A 1,105-nucleotide genomic window follows, 5' to 3' on the forward strand; every position below is an offset into this window, starting at 1 on the left:
CCTAGGGAGCGTATTTGGTTGTGATCAAGGGGTGGCTCGTGTGAGGTCCTTGATCCAGATCATCGAGGCGCGGAGGTGGAGGCCGGCGAGGTAGCTCCCAGGGGTCTTGTCGTAGCGCGTTGCGATGCCTCGCCATGCCTTCATCCTGTTGATCGCGCGTTCGACGGTGTTCCGTTCCTTGTAAAGCTCGGTGTCGTGGCTGACGGGCCTGCCGCCCCTGCTGCCCTTCTTCTTCCGATTGGCGGCCTGGTCCTTCTTCTCCGGGATCACCGCCTTGATGCGGCGTTTGCGCAGATAGGCGCGGTTACCGCGGGACGAGTAGGCCTTGTCTGCGGCGACCGCGCCGGGCCGGGTGCGGGGACGGCCGACAGGCCCACGCACCCGCACCTTCTTCAGCACGGGGATGAACTGCGGGCTGTCCGCCGCCTGGCCCGCGCTCAGGAGGATCGCCAGTGGGCGGCACTTCCGGTCGGCGGCGAGGTGGACCTTGCTGGTCTGCCCGCCCCTGGACCGGCCGAGCAGGGCAGCCTTCAGCCGGAGCTTGCGTCGATACCGGACGCGTCGCCGTTCCTCCCGCTCGGGGTCCTTTCCGGCGGCCTGCCCGTCTCGTTCCTCCGGGCTGCCCCCTTTTGACGGACGTTCTGCTCCTCGGCCACGGCCTTCTCCAGGGCGAGCATGATGTCCTCGTCGAGGCACATCCCGGCGGCGTCGTGATGGGCCCGGGCGGTGGTGGAGTCCACGCTGACCAGGGATAGGTCCACCTCACCCCGTTTCGCGGCCTCAGCGATCAGCCCCTCCAGCAGGGCTTCGAAGACGCCTGCGTCCCTCCATTGCCGGAATCGGTTGTGGACGGTCGGCCAGGCACCGAACTCAGCCGGCATCTCCCGCCACTGCCCGCCGGTCTTGAACCGCCAGAGCACCCCCTCGAACTGCTGCCGCAGCCGCTCCGGGTACGGGCCGAACCTGCCGATCGGCAGGTAGGGCTCGATGAACTCCCATTCCGCGTCCGTCAGTTGCATCTGCGTCATGCATGACGATCTACCGGAACTTGCCCCGCTGCGGGAGCGAATCCTGCAGATTGATCACAACTGGATACGCTCCCTAG

Annotated in this window: 1 pseudogene; it reads right to left on the reverse strand. The window is 67.1% G+C overall.

Annotated elements, in window-relative coordinates:
* Nucleotides 1-24: 24 nt before the first annotated feature.
* A pseudogene (locus ACZ3TS_RS43060) lies at nucleotides 25-1,028 on the reverse strand (IS5 family transposase).
* Between the last annotated feature and the right edge of the window lie 77 nt (nucleotides 1,029-1,105).

The sequence above is a fragment of the Streptomyces sp. NPDC022910 genome, from assembly GCF_055561075.1.